Origin of the sequence: Vibrio splendidus 12E03 (genome assembly GCF_000272105.2) — a bacterium.
Classification (GTDB): Bacteria; Pseudomonadota; Gammaproteobacteria; order Enterobacterales; family Vibrionaceae; genus Vibrio; species Vibrio splendidus_I.
On sequence record NZ_AJZD02000126.1, the window covers coordinates 1 to 349 of the forward strand.

1 protein-coding gene is annotated in these 349 nt (G+C 48.1%); it reads left to right on the plus strand.

Annotated features, from left to right (window positions below):
• A partial coding sequence (locus A142_RS10075) for an ATPase, T2SS/T4P/T4SS family (protein ID WP_019820626.1) occupies window positions 1-349 on the plus strand: 349 nt, incomplete at both ends.

Below are 349 nucleotides of genomic sequence, written 5' to 3' on the forward strand. Positions count from 1 at the left end.
TGTTACGCGCCTTAGCGCGTTACATCCCCCTGACCGAGCGAGTCATTATTTGCGAAGACACGCAAGAGTTATATATCGACTGGCTTCCCTATGCGGTTTCGCTTGAGTCCCCCAAACGAAGCGATAGCGACGTGGAAATGAAAACCCTAATCGAAACCTCCTTACGGATGAGGCCAGATAGAATTTGGGTGGGTGAGATAAGAAAAAGCAGCGCGGCTGACGCTTTTTTGCAAGCCATCAACACCGGTCACAGTGGTTGTATGACCACGATTCATGCAAACGGTTGTGATGATGCACTGTCACGCCTTCAATATTTAATCGCGTCGCAAGGGATGATTGATTTTGATTT